Origin of the sequence: Bradyrhizobium erythrophlei (genome assembly GCF_042430365.1) — a bacterium.
Classification (GTDB): Bacteria; Pseudomonadota; Alphaproteobacteria; order Rhizobiales; family Xanthobacteraceae; genus Bradyrhizobium; species Bradyrhizobium erythrophlei.
The window spans coordinates 1-22,193 of the sequence record NZ_JBHMET010000211.1; the positions used below are offsets into that span (position 1 = coordinate 1).

Below are 22,193 nucleotides of genomic sequence, written 5' to 3' on the forward strand. Positions count from 1 at the left end.
GTCTGGAGCATGACCGCTTCCTCCAGCGTAAGGAGCCAATTCAGCATATATTGTGATCTATTCCCCTAAAACACCCCCGGTTTTGAGTAGAGTCCGTTCTGCGGGGAGACCCTATCGGACGTTGTCGAATCGATATGCCCGGCTTGATGCCCTAAGGGCCGCGGTTTCAGTATTTCTCTTCTTCGACCGTCAGTGGTTTCCAGTGCGTCGGTGGCTCCGCACTGATTACGCGGTTTTCGATGCCCGGGATGCGCGTGTTGGCAGACCAGGACTGACTGCTCTTGTGCCAAAATCCTTCGACATCGCTCGCCCAGTTGTCATTGTGCAGCAGAACGAACACCCCGTCTCTAGGTGCGGTGCTGATGTCCCGCCATTCGCTCATTGTGTGGGTCCTTTGCTTGATTCCCTTTAGCTAATGCCTCACAGCACGGCTTCAAGCGTATCGCGCTCCTCACGTCTGAGCAGTGCCGGTGTCGCAGTCGAGCCCCACTTCATAGGCCTGGAGGAGGCGGTCGCCGGCAAGCAGCGCGACCGGCCCAACCATAGGCGTCCGCGTTTTTACACAACCTGGGTCAATCGCGTCGGTTTGACGATGTCCGTGTCACTTCCGCTTTTCCCCCGATAGCGGCGATAAAGCGGACGTCGCGGCACTTCGCTTGGCGAAAATCCAATCAACTCCTCAGGTCAGCTCGTCGAGCAGCGCCTTTGTGGCTCTTAGATCGGCGGTTTCGAAGCCCTCCTTGAACCAGCCGAAGGCGGGCGCGAGTAGCGCGGAGGCATCACGGTGCCGCCCCTGACCATGCCAGAGGCGCGCCAAGTCGCGGGTGGCGCGGAGTTCGAGCGCCTTGGCGCCTTGCGTGCGGGTAATCGCTATGGCCCGCGCAAAGCAGGTTTCGACCTCACTGGCTGATGCACCTTGCACCTGCTTGAGCTGCCCCTCGATGCGGTCGAGTTCACCCTCCCACATGTGTTCGTCATTGGCCGCGACGAGGGCCTTGGCCTCGGCGATGACGCGCAGCCCTGGTTCGGCTTGCCCAACTCGCGCATAGGCCGCAGCGAGCATGCAGAGATAGCGGGCTTGATACCAACCGACGCCCTGCGCTGCGCGATTAGCGGCATTCTGGCGCATGAGCGCGATGCCGGCCTCTGTGGCACCCTCCTGCACCATCGCCCAGCCGCGAAGAAACAGGCCGTTCACGCGCCAGTAACCGAGATTGTGCCGATCCGCCAGCCCAACGATCGCTTCTGCATGAGCTCGGACGCCCGGGATGTCGCCGAGCAGTTCGTCCAGGCCGGCGCCGGCGAAGTTATGGACGTGCGCTGTGAGGTTCGCCTGATCCAACTCAGCCGCGCAGCGGAACGCTTCGTTACTCGAACGACGCGCCTCTTCGGGTAACCCAAGGATCCAGAGGACCAGCGCAAGATAGGTGAGGGCCGAGACCTTCGGGTCATGAACGTAGTGCACCGGCTGCGATCGGTGCTGGCGCGCGTCATATAGCTGCAGGATAGCCTCGAAGTCGGACCGTGCCTCGGGAAACGCCCCGAAGTGCATGGCCGTGATCCCGGCCAAGCGGTGGCTGGCAAGGCGAATCACCGGGTTCGGCAGGCGTTCGGATACCTGCCGAGCCTCATCGGTCAGTCGCCGCATCATGCGATAGTCGCCGCGCACGAAGTAATAGACGAACTCGCCGCTCAGCGTCGCGACGAGAGGCTCCGCCTCGCCGAGACGCTCGCAGAGAATGCGTGCCCGGCTGTAGGCGGCGCCCGTTTGCGCTGCGGAATAGCCGTGCACGGCGATCAGGGGTGTGCCGACCGCGATTTGAAATGACAGTTCTCGCCGATCCCGTTCGGGGCTTTCCGGAAGCGTCTTCAATGCCTCCAACCCCCGGGTCAGATGGCGGATGGCTTCGAGATTGGCCGAGCGTTCGGCGGCGCGCTCGCCGGCTTTTAGCCAATAGCCAATCGCACGCTCGATCTGGCGAGCTTCAGTCAAATGATGCGCCAGGAGTTCAGGCTCACGCGCGACCCGCTCGGGAAAGCGCCGCTCCAGGACTTCAGCGATGCGCGCATGCAGCTGCTGCCGATCGCTGCGCAGAAGCGTGCTGTAGGCAGCATCCTGCACCAGAGCGTGCTTGAAGGTGTAAACGGACTCCGGCGGCGCTCCGCGTTGGAACACCAGTTCAGAAGTGACGAGCCGCGCCAGTTCGTTCTGCAGCTCCCGCTCGTTTCGGCCGGCGACGGCACCAATCAGCTCGTAAGAAAACTCGCGGCCGATGGCCGCTCCGGTCTGCGCCACCTGTTTGGCGGCCGGCCCGAGCCGATCGAGCCGCGCCAGGAGCGACGCGTGCAGCGTCGCGGGGAGGGCGAGCGCAGATCTGGATGCCCCGGCGAGCGCGCCTTCGGCGTTGTCTCCGCCCGCGCGGGCCTCCAACACAGCTTTTGTCAACTCTTCGACAAAGAGCGGCACGCCATCGGTGCGCGTGACGATCTGTTCAACCGTATCGACCGGCAGAGCCTTGTTGCCTGCGACCCGCTGCACGAGCATCGCGCCCTGGCGCCGGTCCAGCCGGCTGAGAGCGAGCACCGTCACATGCGATCGTGCGCCCCATGGCGGCTGAAACTCAGGCCGGAAGGTAATCAAAAGCAGCATCGGTAGGCCCGCCGCGCGGTCTATTACGCGATCCAACAGCTCACGCGAGCTGGGGTCGATCCAGTGCATATCCTCGAAGATCATCAAGACCGGCTGTTGCTGGGCCAAGGCTACGAGTTGCCGGAGCACCGCCTCGAATGTCTCCTGCTTCTTTCGCTGCGGATTGAGTTGGCGTGGGGCGTACAGATCGCCGCTGGGAATGTTTAGCAATTCGGCAAGGAGGATCACGTCCGCGTTTGGCGACGAAGTCTGTGTGAGCAGCGCCTCCAGCTTATGGAGCTTGATCTCGGGCGTGTCGTCCCGCTCAAACCCGGCGGCTCGTTCGAGTTGCACGATTGTCGGGTGGAGAGCGCTGTCCTGGTGGTATGGCGAGCAGAAGTAGCGCAATCGGACGTGCGGCTCATCGAGCAGCCGCTCTTCGAGCGCAACGCTCAGGCGCGACTTTCCAATACCCGGCTCGCCCGTGAGCAACACGACCCGCCCTTCACCCTCCTTCGCCTGTGTCCAGCGCCGGAGCAGCAGCTGAATCTCTTCCTCGCGTCCGACGAGCGGGGCGAGGGCGGCGGCTGGATGCAAAGCCTCGAACCGGCTTTCGACCGCGCCTTCGCCTCGCACGCGCCACGCGGCCACTGGCGCGACAAAGCCCTTTAGCTCCACCTCGCCGAGTTCCTCGTACTCGAAGATCTCACCTGTCAGTTTGTGCGTGCTCGCGGCGATTACGACGCTGCCTGGTTCCGCCAGGGTTTGCAGGCGTGCCGCGAGGTTCGGCGTCTCACCCACGACACCGCGCTCGTACGCTTCGCCGGCACCGACAAGATCGCCCACAACGACGAGGCCTGTGGCAATGCCGACCCGCACCCGCAGTCTTCCGCCCGGCGCAACCGGCACCCGCCGCGCGGTCGTCGCAATTTCCAGACCCGCGCGAACCGCCCGCTCGGCGTCGTCCTCATGTGCCTGCGGGTAGCCGAAGTAGGCCAATACCCCGTCGCCCATATACTTGGCGACGAAGCCATCGAGGCGGCCCACCACCTTCTCAACGTCTTTGTGGTAGCCGCCGATCACCTCGCGCAGGTCTTCCAGATCGAGCCGTGACGCGAGCCCGGTTGAGCCAACGAGGTCGCAGAACATGACCGTGAGTTGCCGGCGCTCGGCACCTGGAGACGCCGGCTTGGCAGGCGTGCCGACGGCTGATGGCCTTTCCGAAAGAGCAGCACCGGTCAAAGGAGCGCCACAGTTGCCGCAGTAACTATTGCCACTCGGATTCTCGCGGCCGCAGGCGCGACAACACTGCGGCAGCGGCGATCCACAGTCGCCGCAGAATTGCCTGCCATCCTGATTGGCGCTTCCGCAGCTCGGGCACTCCATGCTCGCCCTCCCGCTCGGAACACCACAGCAGTCTAGACCAATATGCCGATGGCGGCGAGCTTCGCCAAATGGGGCGCGACCGTCAGCGCGCGTCTTGGTTACTTCGCAATGCGCCGATGACCCGGCCCTGCGCCATGCCGTCCATTTGCCGTTGACGGTTGGACATCCGCTGTGGGTCTTGTGTCACGAAGCGTGGCCGGTCCAAACGGCTCCGCGCAACTTTATAGGAGATGAAGGTAGGTCCTTCGGGTTCGGCGATCAGGTCGCTGATCCCAAGCCACCGCGGGCCGCTTTGGTCAAAAGCCACGGTGGTGAGCGTTGCGGAAACGTCGGGACGATGATCCCGGCAGGTACGGTTGAGAGAGGCGAGCGCAAGCGAACCGTCGATGAAGTGTCGAAAGCGGATTAGGTGATGTCAAAACCGAGGGTTGACCCTCCCTTCGGGATTAGTTCGGTGGATGTCCTGATACTGACCGAGCGACATCCGGCATGTAGATGGCGCGAAGCTCAACCAGGCTCTTGTAAGGAACGTGAGAACCTTGCCGGCGATGCCAAGGGAAAAGGTCCAAGCGGCCCCAACAGCAAGGCCGAAAGTACCGATGCGCCAGGGGGCGGACTGCTCCGTAGTAGCGACGAAGCGGCTGTAATGGTCGTGGAGCGAAGGGGGCGGGTCATCGACGATGAATCGGGCCAACTGGCAACGGGAGGAGCCCGAAGCTCAACGGAAGGCGGCAGCCTTCAATCGATGGCACGAGCCGGATGATGCGAGCGTATCAAGTCCGGATCTGTGAGAGGCTCAGGGTGAAATTCCCTGGGCCTACTCGGCAAAAGCGTCGGCCTCTGCGATAGACCGCCGCCCCTCGACTTCCGCTTCACCCCGTTAGCGACCGAGATCGCGCGGCGGCGCAATATGTCGCGATGGGCATCAGCCGACTTGGCGGCGTGAATTTGTGATGTCCGCTATTCCGGCTGTCGCGACCACAGCGGTATTTAGCTGTCGGTTGACGAGTGAACGCCCCAATACTCCGATTGCAATGGCGATGGCCGCCTCTTACCCTTGTCAAGGAAACAACCGGGGAGGATAGACCATGGAAATCCAGGCCTTCGGTTATCTCGGTGTCGGCGCATCGAACCTCGATTCGCCACGTCAAAGGTTGGCATGCAGGCCGTGGACCGCGCCCGCTCGATGCGTGCCTTCCGTATGGACGACCGCAAACAGCGCCTGTTCATCGACCGGGCCATTGAGCCGGGCGCTCAGGTCTTCGGCTGGGAAGTCGCCAGTGCCGCGGCTCTCGACTCGCTCGCTGCCCGCCTCGAAGCCGCCGGCGTCGCCGTGACGCGCGAACCCGCAGCGCTGGCCGACCAGCGCTGCGTGACGGACCTGATCTCCTTTGCTGATCCCGCCGGCAATCGTTTGGAAGCCTTCCACGGCGCCCAGGTCGCTGACACGGTCTTTAAGCCTGGCCGCGACGTCTCCGGCTTCCGTACCGGCCCACAAGGCATGGGCCACACCCTGCTGACGTTCCCCGACATCGATGCCGCCCTGGCCTTCTACAAGGACCTGCTCGGGTTTCGCATCAGCGACTTCATGGTTGCCCCGCTGAAGGCCTACTTCATGCATGTCAACGCACGCCACCACAGCGTGGCTCTCGTGGCCGCGCCAGTGCGCAGCATGCATCACCTGCTCGTCGAGTACTATCAGCTCGACGATGTTGGCCAGGGCTATGATCTGCTGCAGAGGACCCCGGAGCAAATCGTCGCCACACTCGGCCGCCACCCCAACGACCTCATGACGTCGTATTACATGCGCACCCCGTCGGATATTTACGTGGAGTGCGGCTGGGGCGGCAGGGAGGTCGACGACGCAACGCCGCCCGTGGAGATGACCAACCTCGGCAGCTTCTGGGGCCACAAGGGCCTGTTCGAGGACATCGGCGCGCCCACCCCACGTGCTGAGACGCGCCGCGCCCCTGTTCAGGTGATGGAAGGCAACTACGAACGCATGGCCGGCACCTGTCCGTGGTGGGATGCGATGCGCGGCAAGAGCCGCTAACGCCGTTATCGGCGCTGAAAGTATTGCCGGACCTCGATGTCTCAGTCGGGTCACGAGGGTGGCGCTGAACCGAGCGTTTAGCTATCGGAACGATCGATCAAGACGGTTCTCGTTTCGTCAACGTGGCGCGTAAACCGCTCGCTCACCAATGCTTTAAAGACCGTGACAACCAGCTTTCCTCATCGGCTCGCAATGAATCTCTGCCATGTTGGGCCAAAGACCAAGGGGGCGTCATGTTCGTCGCTATTCGGATTATGATCTTGATCGCCAGTGCATACGCAGGATCCGCGGTTGCAGAGATGCAGTTCGCGAACTTGCCGAGTTCTGCTCTGTCATCTCAACCGTAAGATACGCGATCCCTCCCGCATGTTCTGGCGCAGTCGGCATCGCGCACGATCATCGTAACCGCGAGGGTGATCGGCTGCTCCTGCTAGCGAGCAAGATCGATCTCGCTTCCGTCGCTTCGCATGCTACGATCGTCGGCTATGAGTGCGGCCATCAGTCTCGACCGAGATGGGTGATCGTTTGCCGACGTGGCGACCAAGCGGTCTGTTGAAAATGTAGACTCTATTCAGAGCGCGGCGGGCTCTGCCACGATTTCCCCTTTGAGCGATCGGCTAATTCCTCAATGTCATGCCGCGATTCGCGCGAGGCATTGGGGTGCCTGACCTGACGCTCTGGAATAAGCTAACGCGCAGGGAGCAGCGAATTATCATCAAGCCGTTCGGCGGTGGGTCCTCGCATGGCGACAGCCTGATCGAGACGGTCAACCTCATGCGGCTGGGTCTCATCACTGAGAACGGCTTGACCTCAGTCGGCCTCGAGGTATTTGTCGCTGCGTTCAAAGCGCAACGCGACGCGCGTCAGCGGGAGTTGGCGGCGTAGATCGCACGGCGATTCCGGAAACTGCAAGCCCGTCTGCGAGATGCTATGATTCAGTTGGACGGGTCGGTTGCGCTGGCGGACCCGATGTCTAAACAAAAAAATGCTTGGCGACGAGCAAGCCCAGCAGGACGGTGCTGACACGGCAAATATGGCGATCATGTTGATTAGGTTTCCCACGGCGACAGAAACGGTCGTGCATAGCTCGGTGACGAAGTCGGACTGAACTTCTTTTGCTTCGGCTTTTGCCGCTTTACCGTTGCCGACATTGCTTCCTCAAGATGGCGGGTCAGGCCGCTTTGCAGCCCGACCCTGACGCTCTCCCTGTCGAGGTTTGCCCCTGATCGATGGCCACCATTGCACGCTTTGGGACGAGAACGCTTAAGAGGATGCTCACCAGGACTGATGGTTTATGAATTCGACTGGCTGCGCTGGTTGAGACTTATCAGCCATTGATAGGTCGGCTACCGGTGCAAGAGCTGACCTGCTTCGCCAAAGCGAGCCCCCTACCAAGCGTTTCCGCACTGTCAATCGGCTTGCAAACTTACAAGCCGATTGACACACGCGAACCTAATTGCCGTCCAACGCGACATTCGAGGCTAGAGCGACAATTTTCCAGCATGTCCTCCACCCGGATGAGAAGCAGGCGTGGCCGAGATGCGTCGTCCTGAGGCGACTAGGAGGCCGCGTCAAACATAAGCGCTGGTTTGCGTTTTTAAGCGGCTGTGACTGTCTCTGGCTTGAATTAAAGTACTCACTTTAATCCGTGACCGCGGCTGCGCGTGGTTCGGGCTCAAAGGGGCCTGGAGCTTCGCGCGACATCGGTGCGCCTGATCGAGATCCAGCCGATGCAGCCACCGAGCCCCGCACAAATCGATGCTGTCCACATCACGGTTCGAAGCGCGCCATCGAACGCGGCCAATCCGTCCTTGCTGCTGCTGACGTGTCCGGCCATCACTGCATTCAGCGCGTCGTTCGCCTGCGCGGGAGGGATGCCGGATAAATGATTTGAAAAACTAGCGGACAAGACCGCGCCGAGAGCGGCCACCGCGAGTAGGCCAGCGACGCGGGCAACCGCGTTGTTGACGCCCGATGCAACTCCCGCATGCGCGTCTCCGGCGGAGGTCATCACTGTCGATGTCAAGGGCGGAACGGTCACCGTCATGCCGAGGGCAAGGATGCAAATCGCCGGAAACGCACCGGCCCAATAAGATCCCGCGAGATCGACCAGGCCGAGCAGCGCAAGCCCACAGGCAGCGATGATCGGCCCCATCGTCAGCGAGAGCCGTGGGCCGAAGCGATCGGCGAGGCCCCCCGCGAGCGAGGCGCTTGACCCCATGATCAAGGCGAACGGCAGCAGCGCGGCGCCCGCTTGCGTTGCGGAATAGCCGCCCAGCCGGATCAGACCGAATGGAAGAAAGTACAGCGCGCCGCTCAGCGCAAAGTAGAGCAGTAGCGTCAGTGCGTTCGTTCCGCTGAACTCCCGCGACCGGTACAACGACAGGGGCATCATTGCGCCGGCTCTGGCGCGCGCTTCGATCGCGACGAAAACGAAAAAGAGCGCGGTTCCGCCGCCCAGCGCCCCCAACACATAAACGTCGCGAAATCCGAACTTGGGAATCGCGCCGAACCCCCAAGTAATCGAAGAAAGGCTGACGGCGATCGCAGTGGCGCCCCTCCAGTCGAGTGCTCTGGCTTGCGGGTCACGGCTCTCGCAGGCAAAGGCGGTCGCAAGACCGGTCGCGATGACGGCCAGCGGGACATTCAGCAAAAAGATCGCGCGCCATGATACATGGTCGACCAGCCAGCCGCCGAGAACCGGGCCAGCCGCGGATGTCAGCGCGCCAAAGCCCGCCCACAGGCCAATCGCCTTGCTGCGCTCTTGCTCGTCGAAGGTCGCTCCCAACATCGCAAGGCTCGCTGGTGTAAGGACCGCGGCTCCGATGCCCTGCACCGCTCGGCAGACAATGAGCAAGGTGATGTTGGGTGCCAGTCCGCATCCGATCGAGGAGATCGTGAACAGTGCGATGCCGATAAGGAAAATCCGTCGGCGTCCATATAGATCGGCGGCCGCACCCCCCACCAGCACCAGGGCGCCCAGCAGCAACAGATAAGCGTTGACGATCCATTGGGTCATCACCGCATCGGCACGCAGCGCCTGCTGGATTGCGGGCAGCGCGATGTTCACGACCGAGCCGTCGATGAACGCCATGCTCGACCCGAGAATTGTCGCCGCCAGCGTCAGCCGCTTGCGCTGCTGCGACAGCCCGGCGGGAAAAGTCGGCGTCGCGCGGATGACGCCTGCGTCGCATGGTGGCATGGTCGCACCGAGCATGAGGTCTCCTCCCACACGATGGATGCGCCGTCCGCGAGACAAAAAAACGGGTGGAGCAGAGTGGAACAGAGTACGATGTGAAAGCTTTAATTAACCCCCGCGATGGTGGGTTGAGCCATGTTTGCCTCCGCCTGATTGTTTCTTGGCGCAGCCAGTTACCTGCACACACTGCTCTGAACTAACCGGTATTTTTTCGGCTACCCACAAGAAATCGACCTGTTGATGGAGCAACACGAGGTGGTCATTGAAAGCTGTCAAGGTCACGTCATAGAATGGTCCTAAGCAGGACCCTCCAAGGAGGCGCTATGCGGAAGCTCGTGGAATATCGCACACAAGAGTCCCAATGTCGGCAGCGTGTGGTCCTTGATGCCGCGAATGAAGCCCACTGGCTGCTGCAAGCCGAAATGTGGCAGCGGCGCGTCGCGCAGGAAATTTCCTCCTACTTCGATGAATGCAATACGAACCGTTCAAGCAACCGAGCGGAATCAGAACAAGCGCATGACTGAATGATCCGCGCCTGAAGACGATTGCGCCATGGACCTCGCGACGTGTGACCGGCGTCAAGGGTAAGAAAAAGCGAAGGGAAGACTCCTGAGCGAGGCCGCGAGGAAAGCGATGATCGGACATACAACAGTCCGTCGATGCCAAGTCCAAGTCTTCTCTTGAAGACCTGATGCGTGTGGCGCAGGACGTGATGAAGCAATTCGATGATGCTCTCGCGAAGATGATGCGCGTGTGTGGCAAGGAGACGCCCCCGGCCGGGCAGCTTTTCTCCTCCCTCGCACCATTCGCAAACTTGCAGCGCGGGTGCCAAAAGCAGGCCTAGCAGTTCTCACTGCATGGGCCGCAATCACGCTGCACACGCGGATCAGTTACACAAACGAGCACACCTCGTTGATGTCCGGACGCGGCAGACGCTCAAACAAGCCCGCCGGATCGCCATAGCCGATCGCACAGATAAAGTTCGATTTGATCTGGCCACCGGGGAAGAATTCCCGATCGACAGCCTCATTGTCGAACCCGGACATCGGTCCGCAATCGAGCCCGATGGCCCGCGCCGCCATGATAAAGTAGGCGCCCTGCAGGCTGCTGTTGCGGAAGGCTGTTGTTTCGGCAAAACCGGGCTTGTCGACAAACCAGGATCTGGCATCAACGTGCGGAAACAGGCGCGGCAGCCAGTCGTAGAACCTGGTGTCGTAACCGATGATCGCCGTCACCGGCGCGTCTGTCACCTTCTGCCGGTTCCCCTCGAGGACCAGGGGCTTTAGTCGCTCCTTCGCCGCCGACGTCGTCACGAACACGATGCGCACGGGGAAGCAGTTCGCGCTGGTCGGACCCCAGCGCATCAGATCGTACAAGGCAGCGAGTTGCTCACGCGAAACCGGCTTATCGAACCACTTGTTTTGGGTACGCGCCTTACGAAAGATCGTATCAAGCGCAGAATCATCGAGCGGCGTCACCATAAGATGCCTCCTCGCTCTTAAAAGCTATCCTGTTGATTCAAGTTGCGGCTCACTACTCGTCGAGGCGTCACGCGCCGCGATACACGCCAAAGTACGGGACTTCGCTAGGCGGCGGCGTGTATCCTGCGTCCTTGGCCTTCTTGAGAGCCTCGAGCCCTTCGTCGAAGGTCACGAGCGGCGTGGTCTTGACGCTCTTGACCGCCCCACCAGCTGAGATCGCCATGGACAGCGCCGTGGCGCTCACATTGTCCGGCAGCTGGCAGATCACCAGCACGTCGTAATTGCCGAACGTCAGCCAGCCGTCGACGACACTGCCGCCGAGCCGTTGAACAACGGGTTTGACGGCCTCCATGCGATTCTGAGGATCTTTGAGCAGGGCTGCCCACCCGACAGGGGCGTAAGCCGTCTGCAAGGCATAAAGAGCCATGGAGGGTCTCCTTTCAGAGTTTGCCGCGTCGAGATACTATAGCGCCTGGCGCGACTCCCGTGAAGGCGCGCTCCGGCCTCGATCGCGGTTTCGCCGTTGAGCGCGCATACACCAGCATCGGAAATCCCGATTTTAAGATTTTCGCTTATGCGCTACTTCGCCGATTGCCGCCGCCTCGCGAGCCAATCGCTCCGCCTTCAATCGCTCGCGGTTTGCATGAAACGCCTTTTGAGCACGTTCGTACTCGGACATCGCGACCTTGGCGTCCGCTTCCCTGAAGGCCTTTTGAGCCTCGCGCTGAGCTGAGGTGGGCCTCTTCGATTCGTGGGTGTAAGTCATTTCTCCTCTTTCGTTCCGACTGGGCTGGTCGAGGAGGCGAGGTTTGCCGGAACAGACATTCGACTCTTGGCGGCCCCAATGGTTCCAAATCGCAAGGGCGCCCGCCGAGACAAGCTTTATTAGTCTTCGGCGCGTTCTCGCTTCCTAATGTCCCGCCCTGGCAGCTTTGTCGCGCCCGGGTTTGTCGTTGTCCGCAAGATAAATGACATCGCGTTTCTTGAACACGGCCGCGATCTCTTGGGTCCAGACGGCGGCGACACCATGTTGCCGCGCATCGGCACCAATTCGAGTTCGTCGTCAATCTGAAGACGGCCAAGGCGCTCGGGATTGAACTGCCGCGGGCACTCCTCGCCATCGCCGACGAGGTGATCGAATGACCGCTTGTGTGATGGTTTTTGGACGCCGGCAACAAAGAGGCTCCGCACGCTCAACTGACCGGCGTCCAAAAAGCGCCAAGGCACGAAGTCGCGGGAGGTCAGGCAGAGGTGATGCAGCGTGATACGGAATTTGGCCGGCCGGTTTGATCCGAAGTCAGGCGACGAAATTCTTGTACGATCGGTTGGCGGCCTGGCCACAACTTTAGCGTCGTGGCACGAAGGCCGAGCTGACCTTCGCTTATCGGGGGCACCCGTGCGGGAGGACATCTCTTCTCAATTCGCCGGAAAATGCCATCCGACGCACGTCAGTCCTTGCTCAGGCGCCCATTGTAGCGCAACGACAGCGGTTGTGTCTCTCACAGGAGGCTCGATCCCAAGGGAGGTTGACGACTCTTCGATTCAAGTGACGAGTTTCTCCACTGCGTTATCGCTGTCCTCCCTCGACCGGTTACGGGCCCCTCGGCTCTTGCTCCCGCGCAGCGGGCTGGAGCGCAGCGACTTTGTGCATTGGCCCTTCGCGACCGAATCCTAGTCCTCCTGCATGTCGGCGATAGGGGCAAGACCGGACGTGTTGTGCTCACAATGAGTTCTTCGCATCATGACCCTGGCTGTGTGAAAAGTCACGAGTCAGCTACGATTCCCCCGTTTCCTGATGGGGGATACGGATGGGACGCTTTGTTGAAGGCGCGGACAGATCCCAGCTGACGCTCTTGCCGGAATGTCTGCAGGATTGGGTAAGCGAGGACAACGCGGTCCATGTGATCGATGTGTTCGTCGAGGCGCTCGACCTGCGTGGAATGGGGTTCGAGCGGGTGATCGCCCAGGAGACGGGCCGGCCCTCCTATCATCCGGCAGTCCTCCTGAAGCTTTACATCTACGGTTATCTCAATCGGGTGCAGTCTAGTCGGTGCCTGGAGCGTGAGGCGTGCCGCAATATCGAGGTGATGTGGCTGATCGGCCGCCTGGCTCCCGATCACAAGACGATCGCCGATTTCCGGAAGGACAATGGCGCGGCGATCCGGAAGGTTTGCGCGAAGTTCGTCGCGCTATGCCGGCAAATGGGCCTGTTGCAGACCGCAAGCGGCGCAATCGACGGCAGCAAGTTCAAGGCAGTGAACAACCGCGACCGCAACTTCACGCATGCCAAGATGGCGAGGCGGATGGCGCAGATCGAGGAAAGCGTCGGTCGATATCTGCGTCAACTCGATAGCGCCGATCGACAGGAGCCATCGGAAGCGATCAACATCACGACGACGAGGATCAAGGAAAAGATCGCTCGGTTGAAGCAGGAGATGAGCCGCCTGGAAGTGCTTGACGCGCAGATGCGCAGCACGCCGGATCAACAGATATCGCTCCCCGATCCGGATGCCCGTTCGATGGCCACCAGCGGACGCGGATCGGGCGTCGTCGGCTACAATGTCCAGGTCGCCGTCGACACCGAACATCATCTGATTGTTACGCACGACGTCATAAACGTCGGCAACGACCGTGGGCAGCTTGCTCGAATGTCGAAGCAAGCCAAAGAGGTGCTCGAAGTGGACAAACTCGAGGCGGTCGCCGATCGTGGCTACTTCGACGGAGTGGAGATATTAGCCTGCGAAAAGGCTGGCGTTGCAGTCACCTTGCCCAAGCCCATGACGTCGAACGCCAAGGCGGAGGGCCGGTTCGGCAAACAGGACTTCGCCTATCTGCCTGATGAGGATGTCTACCGCTGCCCGACCGGAAGCTGCTGCCCTATCATTACACCAACATCGAGCATGGGATGACGTTGCGCCGTTACTGGTCGACGGCGGCATGCCAAGCCTGCGCGATCAAGAGCCAATGTACGCCGTCCAAGGAGCGCCGCATCACGCGCTGGGAGCATGAGCATGTGGTTGAGGAGGTCCAGAGACGGCTCGATTCCAATCCCGACGCCATGCGGACGCGACGTGAGACGGTCGAGCATCCCTTCGGCACGATCAAGGCCCGTATGGGTGCAACCCACTTCCTGATGAAGCGCCTACGGAACGTCGCCGCTGAGATGGCATTGCATGTCCTTGCCTATAACCTCACACGCGCGATGAACATCGTCGGCAAACCAACCCTGATTGCCGCCATCCGAGCCACCTGAACGCCGGAAAGTGCGTCCAAAAGCGCCATGGCGCGTCGCTATAACCACTTTGGCGGGCTATTGGAGGTCCGACGCGAGAAAATCAGCGGCCTGCAACGATTGGCAACCACGGGCCGCGTCCGACCTATCTGTTTGCACACAACCAAGACCCATATGAGACATGGCATGCGTCGGCAGGACCCTCGACCGTGGCCATCGATAACCGCCCGATTCGATTGAAGCACTATCTGCACCGAAGGGATCTGCAAGCGAGGCCGACAAACGTCTGCTCGCTGGACAACGACGTGACCCAATCTAGGGATGCGCGCCTGTCGCCCCGTCATTTTTCGGCGCAGGTAGTACACCCGCAATAGGGTGCCGCTGGTCTTAAGCCTCTAGTGTTGCGACTTCACGTGCGCAAGTAGCCTTCAACCTCGCCCTCAGCCAGGCGAGCGTCTTCTCCAGCGGCTCGCCCTGCTGTGGCGGACGGTCATCTGGGTCATGAGGCCCTGGGAATAGATCTGCACTGCGATCTTGGGCGGTGCCGGCTGCGCGGCGATCGACAGGATCTGTGCTTGTAGGGATTCGGGATAGTGGTAGAGCGTGCCCTTCGGCGGTCCTTCGTCGGCCCAGGTCTTGAGCGTCGTCAGGTTGTCGAAGGCCGGAAGGTCGTGGCCTCCGCTCGCGGCCACCATCTTTTCGATTGCCTTCGGCTGCGACAGGTGCGGCAGCAGGCTCTTCGCCGCCGGCTGGCTCTTGGTGAACGACCAGATCCCCCAGAAGAAAAGGAATGAAGGGCGCGAAGCGGCCCTTCGGACCCACCGGCGTCCTGGCGCGATTGTCCCAAAGGAGACTCGTCAATTGGCCGCGAACCCGCAAAGAGAGCTATGGGCGCCGCGTCAAAGCTGGCACTTGATTTCCTGCTGCGACGGGCGACAATGACGTCGCGCCAGCTTCCGGTACTGAACTTCATGTAAGACGGGGAAAACCCGCTTGGCCACGGCAATACCGTCGCTGCGCGGGAGGGACCGTTATGACGGTAGAGTTCATACGTTGGCTGCAGCGCCGACACGATCCAGGCCGCCGGTCGTATCGCCGTTACGATTGGCAACGATGTAATCGCGCCGCTGCTCTGCGAAGAATTCACCCTGTGTTTCGCGGCGAACTCGCCACTACGGCGCTGCAAGTGGAACACCAGCAAACGATCATCGAGCCAACGTATTGCGCAGGCCACAGCATGCGCATGCGGTGAACCACGGAGGCGCGATAGACTGAAAGGGACTCCAAGCCGGCGTAAGACTGGCCGAAGGGCATCATTTCAGACACACCGAGGGAGGGGTGCATGACGACAGTAACCCGACGTAACGTCCTTAAGGGCAGTGCCGCGCTTGTGGGCGGCATGGCCGGCATCCTGGCGACCGGCAGGGCGCCCGCCTATGCCCAAGCCACCACGGTGCATTGGCTGCGCTGGACCGACTTCGTTCCGGCATCAGATCAGCTTCTGCGCAACGAAATCGCCAAGGAGGGCGAGAAGGCGCTCGGCATAAAGCTCAATATCGAGACCATCAACGCCAACGATATCCAGGCCCGAGTCACCTCGGCGATCCAGTCCGGGTCAGGCCCCGACGTCGTCTGCGTCCTCAACAATTGGGGGCAACTTTACGGCGAGAGCGTCACGGACGTCAGCGACCTCGCTGAGGCACTTGGCAAGAGCCAGGGCGGCTTCTACGAAACATCCCGCGCGGTCGCCAATGATGGCAAGAAATGGATCGCAGTGCCGTGGTGCATCGTCGGCCTGCAGATCGCATACCGAAAGTCCTGGTTTGCCGAGATCGGCTACACGGATGGAAAATTCCCCCAGACGTGGGAAGAGTATCGCGAGGCCGGCAAGAAGCTGAAGGCAAAGGGACGGCCCATCGGCCAAACGCTGGGTCACACCTTCGGCGATGCGCCCGCCTTCGCTTACCCCTACCTGTGGTCCTGGGGCGGCAAAGAGGTCGAAGCAGACGGCAAGACGGTTGTGCTGAATAGCCCGGCAACGGTCGAGTCGGTGAAGTTCATGGTGGCCTTCTGGAAGGACGCCCACGATGAAGGCGGCCTCGCCTGGGACGATTCCAACAACAACCGCGCTTTTCTGTCCGGGACGTGCAGCGCCACGCTCAATGGCGCCTCGATCTACATCGAGGCTCTGCGCAAGCCGGGTACCTACAAGACGGAGGCAGGCGGGCAACTGAAGGACGACATCCTGCACGCCGCGCTGCCCAAGGGCCCCGGCGGGCAGTTCAGCTATCACGTCCCGTTCTCGAACCTCCTGATGGGTTATTCGAAGAACCAGGATGCGGCGAATAAATTCCTTGGCTGGATTCACTCCAAGGACGTCTACGACAAGTGGTTCGTCTCCCAGAAGGGCTTCTCGGTCGGCCCGACCACGGATTGGGAAAAGCACAAGCTGTGGGGCGACGACCCGATCATGCTGCCCTACAAGCAAGCGGCGCGCACAGGGCGCTTCGCTGGCTACCAAGGGCCCTCTACGCGCAAGGCAGCCGAGGTCGTAACCAAGTACATCATCATTGATATGTACGCAAAGGCCGTCCAAGGCATGCCCGCCGAGGATGCCGTGAAGTGGGCAGAGGCTGAGCTCAAGAAGGTCTACGTCTGAGGTTAAGCCGTCCCTCTCCCCATTTTTCGTGGGGAGCAAGGGAATCTTCAGGCCGACGAGGATCGAACATGGCGATAAGCGCGGTTTCCGCCACCACGCTCCGCGAGGCGCCCCCTCCGCGGCGACAGCGGTTGCTTGAGGACGAGCGCTGGCTGGCGTTCGTGCTGCTGGTGCCGACCATCGTGCTGCTCGGCATGTTCATTGCCTATCCCTTCATTCGAGGGATATTGCTGTCGGTCACCAGCTCGCGCGTCGGTATGCCCGGCGACTTCGTCGGCCTCGCTAACTTCTACAAGATCTTCAATGACGGGATTTTTCGCACCTCCGTTTACAACACCTTCCTCTATACGGGCGTGACCACCGTCTTCAAGCTGGCGCTCGGGCTGTGGCTGGCCATGCTGCTCAACCGTAATTTCCGCGGCAAGGCTTTTACCCGTGCTTTCATCCTGCTGCCTTTCATTATCCCGACCGTGCTCTCGACTTTCGCCTGGAAGTGGATGTTCGACCCGACGTTCAGCGTTCTCAATTGGCTCCTCTACCATTTCGGCTTGATCACCGGTCGAATCAATTGGCTGGGCGATCCGGACCTCGCCATGATCTCGATTATCATCGTCAACATCTGGCGCGGGGTGCCGTTCTTCGCCATCAGCCTGCTCGCCGGGTTGCAGACCATCAGTCCCGAACTCAACGAGGCCGCCGCCATCGACGGCGCCAAGCCGTGGCAGCGGTTCTGGCACATCACCTGGCCGCTGCTGCTGCCCGTGACCATGGTCGTGGTGCTGTTCTCAGTGATTCAGACGTTCGCCGACTTCCAGATCGTCTATGTGATGACGGGCGGCGGACCAGCCAACGCAACGCACCTGTTCGCCACCTACGCCTATCAGATCGGTATCGGCACCGGCCTCTTGAGCGAGGGCGCCGCCATCTCGCTCGCAATGTTTCCGGTCCTGTTTCTGGTCGTCATCATCCAACTTCTCTACATCCGCCGCGTGGAGGTCCGCTGAGCCATGATCGAAGGCGCAAGGTGGCGAAAGTGGGTGTTCTTCTACGCCCCCATGGCGCTGTTCCTGCTTTTCCTGCTGTTCCCGTTCTACTGGATGGTGATCACTTCGGTGCGGCCGGACGGCGAGCTTTACCGGCCCTGGAATTCGATCAACTACAATCCGTTCTGGACTTGGAAACCGACCTGGGACCATGTCAGGTACCTGTTCGAGGAGACGCTGTTCGCATCGTGGCTGTGGAACACGACGTTCATCGCGCTCGCCTCAACCGCTATCTCGCTCGTGTGCGGCGTGTTCGCCGGCTATGCTCTGTCGCGGCTGAGCTTTCCATTTGCCGGCAGCCTGGGCACCGGCATCTTCATTACCTATCTGGTACCGCAAACGCTGCTGTTCATTCCGCTGGCAGAGATCATACGCAACTATCGGCTGGGTGACACGCCTTGGTCACTGATTCTGACCTATCCGACCTTTCTTATTCCGTTCTGCACCTGGCTCATGATGGGCTACTTCAAGGCGGTGCCCAAGGAGCTCGAGGAATGCGCGCGCATTGACGGCGCCTCGCGCTGGCAGGCTATGCTCTACATCGTCATCCCGGTGGCGATCCCGGGCATCCTCTCGGCCGGCATCTTCGCTTTCACGCTGTCGTGGAACGAGTTCATCTATGCGCTTGTCTTCCTGTCCTCGCCTGAGCAGAAGACTGTGCCGGTCGGCGTCACATCGGAGCTGATCCGTGGCGACGTATTCTACTGGGGACCGCTGATGGCTGGGGCCCTGCTTGGATCGATACCGGTTGCTATCGCCTATTCGTTTTTCGTCGAGTACTACGTCGCAGGATTGACCGGATCGGTGAAGGGCTGACAGCACGACGGATCAAGGGGATTCGAAGGCACGAATGCAGACTGCGCATAGGCCGTTGGGAGTCAGGTGGAAGCGAATGGGCCAGGTCGTCCTCAAGGGGATCAACAAGTTCTTTGACAGCGTGCACGCTGTCAAAGACGTCAATCTGCAGATCCGCGACAAGGAGTTCGTGGTGTTCGTCGGACCCTCCGGCTGTGGCAAGACGACGACGCTCAGGATGATCGCCGGGCTTGAAGCGATCAGTTCCGGCGAAATTTTCATCGACGGCAACGTGGTCAATGAATTGGCGCCCATGGACCGCGACATCGCCATGGTGTTCCAGAACTACGCGCTGTACCCGCACATGAGCGTGTACGACAACATGGCGTTCGGCCTGAAGATGCGCAAATTCGAAAAGCCCGAGATTGACAAGCGCGTGCTGGAGGCGGCTGACATCCTCGGCATCGGCGAATTGCTAAAGCGCAGGCCACGCCAGCTCTCCGGCGGCCAGCGCCAGCGCGTGGCGTTAGGCCGTGCGATCGTGCGCCACCCCCGCGTGTTCCTGTTCGACGAGCCGCTGTCGAACCTCGATGCCAAGCTGCGGGTGCAGATGCGCGTTGAGCTGAAGAAGTTGCATCTGCGTCTCGGCACTACAGCCATTTACGTTACCCACGATCAGGTCGAAGCCATGACGCTGGGTGACCGGGTCGTCGTCATGAAAGACGGCGTGGTGCAGCAGGTGGGGGAGCCGCTCGAGCTGTACAATCAGCCCGCCAACAAGTTCGTCGCCGGCTTCATTGGCTCCCCGGCCATGAATTTCGCCGCCGTTACGGTGACCGAGGCGAACGGATCGCTGATCGCCGAGAACTCCGGCCTGCGCATCAAGCTACCGGACGAGACCGCGCAGCGGCTGCGCGGCCATATCGGGCGCGAGGTCATGCTCGGCGTGCGGCCGGAGGACCTCACCGTGGCGGGTAGCGTTGATCTCGGCCACCCATGCTTCGATGCTGTGATTGAGGTGGTCGAGCAACTCGGCTCGGAAATCCTGCTCGATATGAAGGTCGGCGAGAGCATCATGGTGGCGAGCGTCGAGCCGACCGCGAGGGTGAGGGTGGGCGATAAGCTGCGCGTTGCCATGCGGCCTTCCAGGCTTCACGTTTTCGACGCGCAGACCGAGGCGGCCATCTAACGCCGGCAGTTGGCCAATTCCACTGGTGAGGGGGAAATCGCTCAGAGCCGGTGATCTCCCTGTCACCAGCTTCGATGACGCCCGGAGAGTGCGAAGGCAGTTGGCCTAACCATTCCCGAGCCCTTCTTGGCGCGTGCTGACGAGGTGATTGATGATGCCATTTGCTGCGGTACCGGAGTCCGCTCTTGTGCAGGTTTTTGGACGCCGGCGACAAAGAGGCTCTGCACGCTGAACTGACCGGCGTCCAAAAAGCGCCAAGGCACGAAGTCGCGGGAAGTTGGGCACCGGCTAAGCAGCGAGCGCTATGGGGATTTAATGCCGGCGTCGGGCTCGATGATAGACATGACGATGACAGAGTTCGACGTCCGTGTCTGCACGGACGGGAGGTCTGCAGAGTGCAGCAGGCATTTCGGCGGGTGTTCGGAGCGCATCAAGGCGCGATCTGCGCACTGATGGATGCCATTGTGTTGAGCGAGATTGCCGCCGGCGTGGAGCCAGCGCATTGGACCGGGAAAGCCGCAACGCTTACGGGAGGTCTGGCTCATGATGTGTCGATCCTGCTCGGTGTCGGCCGCCAGCTCGGCTGGCAGCCGCGCGCGAACACCTCGATGACGATCATGCGAGCGCCACAGCGAGGGCATGGGCACGGCAGTACACGTGGGGTATCCGGCGCAACATCCGGCTGCTGTTTGGGTTCGGCGGCAGGCGGGGCGACATCGAGGAGTGCGCGGACCGCCGTGATGCTCTTGGCGCGGTTGGCGTTGGCAAAGAGCCCGTAGTGGCGGATGCGGTGGAAGCCCTTGGGCAGCACGTGCAGCAGAAAGCGCCTGATGAACTCGTGCGGGCGAAGTCGCATCGTCTTCCAGCGGTCGGGGCCCTTGACGCGATAGTCCTTCCAGCGGAACGCAATCGCCTCGCTGTCGGCCGCAACAAGGCGGCGGTTCGAGATGGCAACACGATGGGTGTAACGGGAGAGATAGCGCAGCACCTGCTCGGGCGCCGCGAACGGCGCCTTGCAATAGACCACCCAATTGATGCGCTGCAGCGGGGCGATGAAGCGCTTGAACGTTGTCTTGTCGGCAAGCCCGGCATGCGTGTTGAAGAACTTCAGCTCGCCGGCGTCGTGCGCATCCATGAGCATCGCCAGCATCTTGCCCCGGAACAGGCGCGCCAGCACATTGATATGGACGAGGAAGTTGGAGCGTGAGGCGACCCATCGTGCCCCGTCGAGCGAGAGCCCTCCACCCGGCACGATCATATGCACGTGCGGATGATGGGTGAGCGCCGAGCCCCAGGTGTGCAGCACGGCGGTGACGCCGATGCGCGCACCGAGACGCTTGGGATCGGCTGCGATAGCGAGCGTCGTCTCGGCCGCCGCCTTCATCAGCAGGTTGTAGACGACGCGCTTGTTCTGGTAGGCGATGTCGCGCAGCTCGCTCGGCAGCGTGTAGACGAGATGAAAATACGGTACCGGCAACAGCTCTGCTTCGCGGTCGGCCAGCCATCGGCGTGACGCCGCACCCTGACACTTCGGGCAATGCCGGTTGCGGCAGGAGTTGTACGCGATCTCCGTATGGCCGCCGCATTCTCGCAGCGCGCGACGTGCCCGCCGAGCGCCGCCGTACGACAGCGCTCGATCGCATTCATCACCTTCAGTTGCTCAAGGCTCACATGGGAGCGGTTGGCCTCTCGCCAAGCAGGGCCGTGATCGCGGAGGATGTCCGCGACCTCCAGAGCTGGTCGAGCCATGGCCGGCGGTGCTACGGCGCCGGCGGCTCCTCGCCGTCTCGCCTCGAACGCCTGCGGCGCGGCGTCAAGCTGGTGGTCTCCGATGCCCATGAGGGCATCAAGGCCACCGTCAGCGAGGTGCTCAACGCCAGCTGGCAGCGTTGCCGCGTGCACTTAATGCGCAACGCGCTGGCCCATGCCGGCAAGAGCGGACGGCGCGTCGTCTCCGCCTTCATCGCCACCGCCTTTGCCCAGGACGATGCCGAGGCCGCCAAGGCCCAGTGGCGCCGCGTCGCCGACCAGCTCCGCCCCAAGCTGCCCAAGCTAGCCGCCTTCCTGGACGAGGCCGAGACCGATGTGCTCGCCTACATGACGATCCCGCCCCAGCATCGCACCAAGCTGCACTCCACTAACCCGCTCGAACGCGTCAACGGCGAGATCAAGCGACGCACCGAGGTGGTCGGCATCTTCCCCAACGAGGACGCCATCGTCCGCCTCGTCGGCGCGATCCTGCTAACAGAACGATGAATGGGCCGTCCAGCGCGGCCACTACATGACGCTGGAAACCATCGCACCGTTGAGCGATGATGCCGCCGTCAGCTTTCCGGCAATCGCCAGCTGACCGATCCGGCCCATGCCGGCGAACGCGGTGTCCCACCGCCAGTTACACGACGCCCAGGGACACGATCTGACACATGGCGTGCTCCTTTTCGGTGCCCCAAACCAGGCGGGGGCTGGCGCACGGCCGGACCATCCCATTCTGATGTCCCCAGTCAAGCATACAGCGCACGGTTTCTCA

Annotated in this window: 13 protein-coding genes and 5 pseudogenes; 9 read left to right on the plus strand and 9 right to left on the minus strand. The window is 61.5% G+C overall.

Annotation, left to right across the window (positions count from 1 at the left end; genetic code table 11):
* Positions 1-166: 166 nt before the first annotated feature.
* The 3 genes and pseudogenes from ACFFWD_RS29750 to ACFFWD_RS29760 form a co-directional block, all read right to left on the minus strand.
* Positions 167-382 (minus strand): hypothetical protein, encoded by a 216-nt coding sequence (locus tag ACFFWD_RS29750; RefSeq protein WP_376971418.1) that lies wholly within the window; start codon positions 380-382, stop codon positions 167-169.
* 297 nt (positions 383-679) lie between these two features.
* Positions 680-3,871, minus strand: a complete 3,192-nt coding sequence (locus ACFFWD_RS29755) for an AAA family ATPase (protein WP_376971442.1) — start codon at positions 3,869-3,871, stop codon at positions 680-682.
* An 18-nt stretch (positions 3,872-3,889) separates the two neighbouring features.
* Positions 3,890-4,015 (minus strand): annotated as a pseudogene (locus ACFFWD_RS29760) (zinc-ribbon domain-containing protein); the annotation flags it as partial.
* Positions 4,016-5,174: 1,159 nt separating this feature from the next.
* On the opposite strand from ACFFWD_RS29760, the gene ACFFWD_RS29765 reads away from it, so the two are divergent.
* Together ACFFWD_RS29765 and ACFFWD_RS29770 are read left to right on the plus strand one after the other, a co-directional pair.
* The gene (locus ACFFWD_RS29765) at positions 5,175-6,068 is read left to right on the plus strand and encodes a VOC family protein (RefSeq protein WP_376971420.1); all 894 of its coding nucleotides are present in this window, start codon (positions 5,175-5,177) and stop codon (positions 6,066-6,068) included.
* 660 nt (positions 6,069-6,728) lie between these two features.
* Complete coding sequence (locus ACFFWD_RS29770; RefSeq protein WP_376971422.1) at positions 6,729-6,953, plus strand: hypothetical protein; 225 nt, start codon at positions 6,729-6,731, stop codon at positions 6,951-6,953.
* 790 nt (positions 6,954-7,743) lie between these two features.
* On the opposite strand, the gene ACFFWD_RS29775 is transcribed toward ACFFWD_RS29770, so the two are convergent.
* Positions 7,744-9,285 (minus strand): MFS transporter, encoded by a 1,542-nt coding sequence (locus ACFFWD_RS29775; protein WP_376971424.1) that lies wholly within the window; start codon positions 9,283-9,285, stop codon positions 7,744-7,746.
* A 305-nt stretch (positions 9,286-9,590) separates the two neighbouring features.
* Between ACFFWD_RS29775 and ACFFWD_RS29780 the strand changes: the two genes are divergently transcribed.
* Positions 9,591-9,791 carry a hypothetical protein gene (locus tag ACFFWD_RS29780; RefSeq protein ID WP_376971426.1) on the plus strand — a complete coding sequence of 67 codons (201 nt, stop codon included), beginning with the start codon at positions 9,591-9,593 and terminating at the stop codon, positions 9,789-9,791.
* Between the two features lie 366 nt (positions 9,792-10,157).
* Here the strand turns inward: ACFFWD_RS29780 and ACFFWD_RS29785 are convergent, their stop codons facing one another.
* The 3 genes from ACFFWD_RS29785 to ACFFWD_RS29795 form a co-directional block, all read right to left on the minus strand.
* On the minus strand, positions 10,158-10,748 hold the full coding sequence (locus tag ACFFWD_RS29785; RefSeq protein WP_376971428.1) for a malonic semialdehyde reductase: 591 nt from the start codon (positions 10,746-10,748) through the stop codon (positions 10,158-10,160).
* A 67-nt stretch (positions 10,749-10,815) separates the two neighbouring features.
* On the minus strand, positions 10,816-11,175 hold the full coding sequence (locus tag ACFFWD_RS29790; protein WP_376971430.1) for a GYD domain-containing protein: 360 nt from the start codon (positions 11,173-11,175) through the stop codon (positions 10,816-10,818).
* 132 nt (positions 11,176-11,307) lie between these two features.
* Positions 11,308-11,514 (minus strand): hypothetical protein, encoded by a 207-nt coding sequence (locus tag ACFFWD_RS29795; protein ID WP_376971432.1) that lies wholly within the window; start codon positions 11,512-11,514, stop codon positions 11,308-11,310.
* A 1,042-nt stretch (positions 11,515-12,556) separates the two neighbouring features.
* Here ACFFWD_RS29795 and ACFFWD_RS29800 point away from each other — a divergent pair.
* Positions 12,557-14,001, plus strand: a pseudogene (locus ACFFWD_RS29800) (IS1182 family transposase).
* Positions 14,002-14,389: 388 nt separating this feature from the next.
* Here the strand turns inward: ACFFWD_RS29800 and ACFFWD_RS29805 are convergent.
* Positions 14,390-14,805 (minus strand): annotated as a pseudogene (locus ACFFWD_RS29805) (ABC transporter substrate-binding protein); the annotation flags it as partial.
* A gap of 517 nt (positions 14,806-15,322) precedes the next feature.
* On the opposite strand from ACFFWD_RS29805, the gene ACFFWD_RS29810 reads away from it, so the two are divergent.
* From ACFFWD_RS29810 to ACFFWD_RS29825, 4 genes are all read left to right on the plus strand, one after another.
* On the plus strand, positions 15,323-16,639 hold the full coding sequence (locus ACFFWD_RS29810) for an ABC transporter substrate-binding protein (RefSeq protein WP_376971434.1): 1,317 nt from the start codon (positions 15,323-15,325) through the stop codon (positions 16,637-16,639).
* Between the two features lie 68 nt (positions 16,640-16,707).
* Positions 16,708-17,643, plus strand: coding sequence for a carbohydrate ABC transporter permease (locus ACFFWD_RS29815; protein ID WP_376971436.1), 936 nt, complete (start codon positions 16,708-16,710; stop codon positions 17,641-17,643).
* A 3-nt stretch (positions 17,644-17,646) separates the two neighbouring features.
* Positions 17,647-18,498: a carbohydrate ABC transporter permease gene (locus tag ACFFWD_RS29820; protein ID WP_376971438.1), complete on the plus strand. Its 852-nt coding sequence runs from the start codon at positions 17,647-17,649 to the stop codon at positions 18,496-18,498.
* Between the two features lie 76 nt (positions 18,499-18,574).
* Positions 18,575-19,666, plus strand: coding sequence for an ABC transporter ATP-binding protein (locus tag ACFFWD_RS29825; RefSeq protein ID WP_376971440.1), 1,092 nt, complete (start codon positions 18,575-18,577; stop codon positions 19,664-19,666).
* Between the two features lie 541 nt (positions 19,667-20,207).
* On the opposite strand, the pseudogene ACFFWD_RS29830 reads toward ACFFWD_RS29825, so the two are convergent.
* Positions 20,208-21,415, minus strand: a pseudogene (locus ACFFWD_RS29830) (IS91 family transposase).
* 57 nt (positions 21,416-21,472) lie between these two features.
* Between ACFFWD_RS29830 and ACFFWD_RS29835 the strand changes: the two are divergent.
* A pseudogene (locus ACFFWD_RS29835) lies at positions 21,473-22,016 on the plus strand (transposase); the annotation flags it as partial.
* Positions 22,017-22,193: the final 177 nt, after the last annotated feature.